This window comes from Allobosea lupini (genome assembly GCF_900109525.1).
GTDB lineage: Bacteria > Pseudomonadota > Alphaproteobacteria > Rhizobiales > Beijerinckiaceae > Allobosea > Allobosea lupini.
Genome location: NZ_FOAN01000004.1, coordinates 562,586 through 569,462, shown reverse-complemented (window position 1 = coordinate 569,462; position 6,877 = coordinate 562,586). Strand labels below are relative to the sequence as shown.

The 6,877-nt window shown below is 66.6% G+C and carries 8 protein-coding genes; 6 read left to right on the top strand and 2 right to left on the bottom strand.

Annotated features, from left to right (window positions below):
• The 3 genes from BMZ21_RS15390 to xth form a co-directional block, all read left to right on the top strand.
• Positions 1 to 548 (top strand): DNA translocase FtsK (locus BMZ21_RS15390; RefSeq protein WP_143079716.1); only part of this gene is annotated, 548 nt, incomplete at its 5' end.
• Positions 549 to 702: 154 nt separating this feature from the next.
• Positions 703 to 1,548, top strand: coding sequence for an outer-membrane lipoprotein carrier protein LolA (locus BMZ21_RS15385; RefSeq protein ID WP_091835989.1), 846 nt, complete (start codon positions 703 to 705; stop codon positions 1,546 to 1,548).
• 78 nt (positions 1,549 to 1,626) lie between these two features.
• Positions 1,627 to 2,442, top strand: coding sequence for an exodeoxyribonuclease III (gene xth / locus BMZ21_RS15380; protein WP_091835986.1), 816 nt, complete (start codon positions 1,627 to 1,629; stop codon positions 2,440 to 2,442).
• A gap of 6 nt (positions 2,443 to 2,448) precedes the next feature.
• On the opposite strand, the gene BMZ21_RS15375 is transcribed toward xth, so the two are convergent.
• Positions 2,449 to 2,913, bottom strand: coding sequence for a cyclic nucleotide-binding domain-containing protein (locus BMZ21_RS15375; protein WP_091835983.1), 465 nt, complete (start codon positions 2,911 to 2,913; stop codon positions 2,449 to 2,451).
• 6 nt (positions 2,914 to 2,919) lie between these two features.
• Entirely contained in the window at positions 2,920 to 3,606 is a 687-nt protein-coding gene (locus BMZ21_RS15370; RefSeq protein WP_091835979.1) for a response regulator transcription factor, read from the bottom strand.
• A 195-nt stretch (positions 3,607 to 3,801) separates the two neighbouring features.
• Here BMZ21_RS15370 and BMZ21_RS15365 point away from each other — a divergent pair, with 195 nt between their 5' ends.
• From BMZ21_RS15365 to BMZ21_RS15355, 3 genes are all read left to right on the top strand, one after another.
• Complete coding sequence (locus BMZ21_RS15365; protein ID WP_091835976.1) at positions 3,802 to 4,356, top strand: L,D-transpeptidase family protein; 555 nt, start codon at positions 3,802 to 3,804, stop codon at positions 4,354 to 4,356.
• A gap of 131 nt (positions 4,357 to 4,487) precedes the next feature.
• Positions 4,488 to 4,865, top strand: coding sequence for a VOC family protein (locus tag BMZ21_RS15360; RefSeq protein ID WP_091835973.1), 378 nt, complete (start codon positions 4,488 to 4,490; stop codon positions 4,863 to 4,865).
• 234 nt (positions 4,866 to 5,099) lie between these two features.
• Entirely contained in the window at positions 5,100 to 6,869 is a 1,770-nt protein-coding gene (locus tag BMZ21_RS15355; protein WP_244543853.1) for a sensor domain-containing diguanylate cyclase, read from the top strand.
• Positions 6,870 to 6,877 lie beyond the last annotated feature (8 nt).

The following is a 6,877-nucleotide window of genomic DNA, read 5'->3' as shown; positions in this document are numbered from 1 at the left end:
CGGTCGACGTGATCACCGGCACGATCAAGGCGAACTTCCCGACGCGGATCTCCTTCCAGGTCACCAGCAAGATCGACTCGCGCACCATTCTGGGCGAGATGGGCGCCGAGCAGCTGCTGGGCCAGGGCGACATGCTCTACATGGCCGGCGGCGGCCGGATCACCCGCGTGCACGGCCCGTTCGTCTCGGACGCCGAGGTCGAGAAGGTCGTCGCGCATCTGAAGACGCAGGGGCGGCCGGACTATCTCGACGCGGTCACGGCCGAGGACGAGGCCGGCGGCGCCGAGGACGAGGACGGGGCGGTCTTCGACAAGAGCGCCATGGGCCAGTCGGAGAGCGACGACCCCTATGAGCAGGCGGTGGCGGTGGTGCTGCGCGACAAGAAGGCCTCGACCTCCTATATCCAGCGCCGCCTGCAGATCGGCTACAACCGCGCCGCCTCGATCATGGAGCGGATGGAGAACGAGGGCATCGTCGGCCCTGCCAACCACGCCGGAAAACGCGAAATCCTCGTCGAAACCGGAAGAGCCAGGGAAGACGAGGACTAGCGAGGCTGGCTGCGGCCAAGTGGCGCGAAACCGGTCCTGAAAATGCCATCAGCCCGGTGCAACCTCGTTGCCTGCTGACGCGTTGAACCCTTGCCGGCCCGCCTGGGCGGCACGATATTTCGCCAGAAGGCCGCCAACCGGACACCGGAGCTCCATGACCAGTCTCTCGCCCATGCCAGCCCTCGCAGCCGCCGCCCTGGCGCTCGCGCTGGCGTCGGGTCCGGTCTACGCCCAGCCGCTCGACATCAAGCCGAGCGGTCAGCCCGCAGTTGCGGCCCGCCCGGTGCAGCGCGCGATCCCCCTGCCGCCGATCCGGCCGCCGGGCCTGGGGATGCCGCGTACCGATGCAGTCCAGGCCGAAGCGGCCGCACCGGCGCCGGGCGCGCGCGCTCCCGCCCCTGTCGTCACCGCCAATAACGAGCCGCGCGCGGCGGCCCCGGCCCGTTCGCCCAAGCCCAGCGCCCCGCTATCGAAAGCCGAAGCTGTCGAGCGGCTTAACGCGTATTTCAACGGTTTCTCGACTCTACAGGGCGACTTCATCCAGTTTGCCGCCGACGGGCGCCGCTTCGAGGGCAAGCTCTATGTCCTGCGCCCGGGCAAGATGCGTTTCGAGTACCGCCCACCGGTGACGATGGAAGTTGTTGCCGACGGCACCTCGGTCGCGATCCGCGATCGCAAGCTCGCGACACAGGACCTCTATTCGATCGGCCAGACGCCGCTGAAATTCCTGCTCAAGGAGCAGATCAGTCTCGAGCGCGACACCACTGTCACCGGAGTCAGCACCAAGGGCGACATCCTCTCGCTCAAGCTCGAGGATCGCTCGACCCTGGGCGGCACATCCAAGATCACATTGAACTTCGACCTCACCGCCAACGAGCTCCGGCAATGGGTGGTGATCGACCCGCAGGGCTACGAAACCTCGGTCTCGCTCTATAATCTCGACACCCAGCGCCGTCCCGACCAGAAGAACTTCGTGATCGACTATCAGCGCGTGCTTTGAGCACCGCTGCACAGCGGCGCTTGCTTTTCTAGGGCTGACGACCCAGTTTCCGGCTTCCCTTTCCGCCGGAATCCCTGCGTGCAGCTCTCCGTCACCACCTGGAACATCAACTCGGTGCGCTTGCGCATCGGCCTGGTCACCGAGTTCCTCAAGAACCACCAGCCCGACATCCTCTGCCTGCAGGAGACCAAGACGCCGGACGAGCAGTTCCCGGCCAAGGCCTTCGCCGAGGCCGGCTATGTCCACCAGGCCTTCATCGGCAACAAGGGCTATAACGGCGTCGCGATCGTCTCCAGGCTGCCCTTCTCCGAGAAGGAGGCGATGGCGATGTGCGAGCGCAACGACGCCCGCCACATGACCGTGGTGCTCGACAAGGGCGCCGGCGCGGCTGCCGGGATCGCCATCCATAATTTCTACATCCCGGCCGGCGGCGACATCGCCGATCCCGAAGCGAACCCGAAATTCGCCCACAAGCTGCAATTTCTCGACTCCATCGGCGCCTGGGGCGTCTCCCGCAACCCAGCCGGACGGCCGAGCATTTTGGTCGGCGATCTCAACATCGCCCCCTACGAACACGATGTCTGGAGTCACAAGCAGCTGCTCGACGTCGTCAGCCACACCCCGATCGAGACCACGACATTGGAAAAACTGCGCAGCGAGCTCGGCTGGACCGACGCCGCCCGCACGCTAAAGCCCGAGCCTGAGAAGCTCTACAGCTGGTGGAGCTACCGCGCCGCCGACTGGCAGGCCTCTAATCGCGGCCGCCGGCTCGACCATATCTGGCTCTCGGACGCCCTGAAGCCGACGCTGCGCGACCTCTCGTTCCTGAGCGAAGCACGCGGCTGGGAACGGCCTTCGGATCATGTCCCGGTCACGGTGCAGCTGGAGCTGTGAGCGCGTTCAGCGCACGTCGATCGCCCTGAGCGCGGTCCCGACTGCGGCCAGCTCGCTGTTGAACGCATGCAGCCGCTCCGCCACCGCCGCCGCGATCGCCTGTGCCGAATCCGGTGATTCGCCGAGCACCCGGCGCATCACGCTGCGCGCCAGGCGCATCACCTGCGTCGGCTCGCGCGCGATCGCGGTCACCGGCCGCTCCAGCGCCGTGAACAGCGCAAGCTCGCCGATCAGCGCTCCTGGCCCGACGACCTCGTCGGCCGGGCGGCCATCATCCTCGCGCTTCAGCGCGACCGCGCCGGAGATGATCAGGAAGGCCCCGTCCGAGCCCTCGCCACGCCGGAACAGCACGTCTCCGGCCCGCAGGGACCTCGTCTCGGCGGCGAAGGCGAGCAGGCGCAGGGCATCGCGATCCATCAGGCCCAGCAGCGGCTGACGGGCCAACAGAGCGATGTCGTCGTTGAGCGACATTCAGGACTACGGATTCAGCCGGTAGCCACCGGCGTCGGTGACGAGCAAGCGCGCATTGGCAGGGTCCGGCTCGATCTTCTGGCGCAGGCGGTAGATATGGGTCTCGAGCGTATGCGTCGTGACCTGCGAATTATAGCCCCAGACCTCCTGCAGCAGGGTCTCGCGCGCGATCGGCTTGCGGCCGGCGCGATAGAGGAAGCGCAGGATCGCCGTCTCCTTCTCGGTGAGCTTGGTCTTCGAGCCCTTGGCGCTGACCAGCAGCTTGGACCCTGGGTGAAATGTGTACGGGCCAACTTGAAAAATGGCGTCCTCGCTGGCCTCGTACTGGCGCAGATGCGCGCGGATGCGTGCCAGCAGCACGGCGAACTTGAACGGCTTCACTACATAGTCGTTGGCGCCGGCTTCCAGCCCGAGCACGGTGTCGGCATCCGAGCCTTGCCCGGTCAGCATCACCACCGGCCCCTTGAAGCCGTTCTTGCGCATCAGCTTCACCGCTTCACGGCCATCCATGTCGGGCAGGCCGACATCCATGACCACGAGGTCGATGCGCTCGGCCTGCACCGCCTTCAGGCTCGCCGTCGCGTTCGGCGCGGACGACACCTTGAATTCGTCATAGAGGGCGAGCTGCTCGGCGAGCGCATCGCGCAACATCTGGTCGTCATCGACCAGCAGGATATGATGGATTGCAGACATGAAGGCGATTCAGCCCGTTTGCGTTGGCGCGACATTAGAGCATGTTCGGCAGAAGTGGGAGCCACCTTTGCGAACTGCCCGCGCTCCAACATATTGAGTTCAGCGCAGATTCTGACGGCCCGGCCGAAGCCGGTCAAACGGAAACCGCGCCAGGCAACCGGAAACGGCCGGCAGATCACGCAAGATGGATGAGCTGTGAAAAGACGTGATGATCGCGCTGCGGCAGGCCGGCGGCTGACGAAACTGGTGGTGGTGCGTTCGGTGCGTGATCGCCGCAAGGGCTTCCTCATCGCCGGCTCCGCCGCCTTTCCCTGCGCGCTCGGCCGCTCCGGCATCGTTGTCGCCAAGCGCGAGGGCGACGGCGGCACGCCCCGGGCGAAGCTGCCGCTGCGCCGGGTCTTCTACCGTGCCGACCGGCGGCCGCGCCCCGCGAGCCTGCTGCCAGTCCGTGCCATCACGCCGCGCGACGCCTGGTGCGACGACCAGACCGACCGGCGCTACAACCGCCTGATCGACCGGCCGCCCGGCGAGGCGCAGGAGCGGCTCGCCCGCGCCGACAATCTCTACGACGTCATCGTCGAGCTCGGCTGGAACGACGCGCCGATCCAGCGCGGCCGCGGCAGCGCCATCTTCTGGCACCTCGCCCGGCCTGGCTTCACCCCGACCGCAGGCTGCGTCGCCGTCACCGGCGACATCTTCGGCAAGGTCCTGCCCAGGCTGGCTCGGCGCTGCACGATCGTGGTGCGCTGACCGCTTGCAAGCCGAGCCCGTCTGGAGATACTGGCCGCGAGCACCGTCTCATCGATCGATTTCAGGAGCGCCGGACTTGAGCGGGCACCGCCCCGCTGAGGTCAGGCCAGCTCCCAGCAAGAGACTGTGCCATGACTGATTCGCCCATGCCCGAGATCGGCTTCGGCCGCGTCGCCGCCATGTTCCCCGTCAAGGACATGGAACGCGCCTGCGCCTTCTATGTCGGCGTCCTCGGCTTCACCAAGACCTTCGAGAACGGCCAGCCGGTCGGCTTCACGATTCTCAAGCAGGGCAAGGCCGAGATCCATCTGACCCTGCAGAAGGACTATAAGGCGGCGCCGTTCAACATCGCCCATATCATGGTCGATGACGTCGACGCCTTGCACGAGCTCTGCCGCTCTCACGGCCTGCGCATCGTCAAGGGACTGCGCGACCAGGACTACGGCTTGCGCGCCTTCGTCTTCGAGGACCCCGACGGCAACCGCATCGACGTCGGCCAGCCGATCTAGAGCATTTGCGAGCGAAGCGGACGCCGGTTCGCGTGAAGACAATGCGATAAGACAAAAATCCAGACCAATTCCGCGATTCGCAGAATTGCGGAATTGCTCCAGGCGGGGGCAAGCCAGCGCATTCGAATCGTGCTGTTCACCTCGGAAGAACCATCACGTCAGAGGCCTGGCGCCCGTTAACGGACGATTCGGCAGCACTATCGATCCTCTCCGACGGTTTTGCCGGAGAGGATCATGCAAAGGCGCCTGTCACTGGTTGGTCTCGCCGATCGCCTGACACTGCGGGAGCAGACCGCGGCCATGGCCGGCCTGCTCTGCATCATCGTCGTCGCGGTCTCGGCCGCGGGCGCCGCCTGGCTGGCGCGCCGGGACGCCGTGGCCGAGGCCAATCTCGAGCTCGTCGCGCTCGCCCGTACCATGTCCGACCGGCTCGACCAGAACATGTTCGAGCGCTACCGCGAGATCAGGAACTTGGCGCAGATGGAGCCGCTGCGCGGTCTCTGGCAGGACAATCCTGCCCGCAGCCGGGCGGTCTTGATGCAATTGCAGCAGAGTCTGAGCGATTATGCCTGGCTCGGCCTTGCCGAGCCGAACGGAAACGTCCGCGCTGCGACGCGTGGCATGCTCGAAGGCGTCTCCGTCGCCCAGCGGCCATGGTTCGTCAACGGCCTCGCTGGCCCGGCCGTCGAGGATGTCCACGACGCCAAGCTGCTCGATGGCCTCCTGCGCAAGAGCCCGGACGAGGCGCCCTTCCGCTTCGTCGACGTCGCCATGCCCGTCTTCGGGCCGACCGGCGCCAAGGTCGGCGTGCTCGGCGCGCATCTGAGCTGGAACTGGGCCGGCAATCTGCGCGACAATGTTCTGCGGAACCATGATCCCGCGCTCACTTCCGAGCTCTGGGTGATCGGGCGGGACGGCTCCGTACTGCTCGGCCCCAAGGATGCCAGGCCTTTCGACACCGCGCAGCTCGCAGGTGCGCGCTATGGCGTTTCCTTCATCGATCGCTCTGCCGATCAACCAATGCTGACAGCATTGGCCGCCACCAAGGGACAGGATGACTATCCGGGGCTGGGTTGGATCGTTGCAGCACGCCGTCCGGTCGATGTCGCACTCGCGCCCGCCAACCGTCTCACCGCCGTCATCGCCCTGCTCGGCCTGGCCGTTGCCGTCATCGGTGCAGCCTTGGCCTGGTTCCTTGCGGGGACGGTCGCAAGCCCTCTGACCCGCCTTTGCCGCTCGGTGGACCTGATCGGGCGAGACCCGAGCGCTGCCGGCATCCAGCGCCAGCATGGCTCGCGCGACATCCTCCAGCTCTCCGCCGCGCTGCGCTCGCTGCTTCGTCGACTGGGGACCGCCGAGAGAGGCGCCCGCGACGCCGAGGCGACGATCCGCGACGTGAAGGCCAAGGCCGACAAGCAGGCGCGAGAAGCCGAGGAGAAGACGCGCCGCCTCGGCTCCGACCTGCATACCCTGCAGATCCTCGCCGATACCGACCCGCTTACGAGCCTGCTCAATCGCCGCGCCTTCCTGCCCTTCGCCGAGGACGCGATGAACTATTACAAGCGCTACCGGCGCAATCTCGGCGTCCTGATGTTCGACATCGATCATTTCAAGCGCATCAACGACAGCTTCGGCCATGCCGCCGGCGATGAGGTGATCCGCGCCGTCGCCAAGATCATCGCCGGCCAGATCCGCACGACCGACAAGGTGGCCCGCTTCGGCGGCGAGGAATTCGTCGTGCTGCTGCGCGAAACCGATGCGCAGGGCGCCGAGAACCTCGCCAATCGAATCCGCGAATCGGTCGGCGCGACCGTGGTGACGCAGGGGCTGGCCCAGATCGATCTCACCATAAGCGTCGGCGCCGCGATCGTCTGCGAGCAGGACCGCGACATCGAGGACGTGATCGAGCGTGCCGACAAGGCGCTCTATGCGGCGAAGTCATCGGGCCGCAACCGGGTCGTCCTGGCGGACGCCGACCGGGCTCCCGCCCCGGCCGCGACCTGAACGGCTCC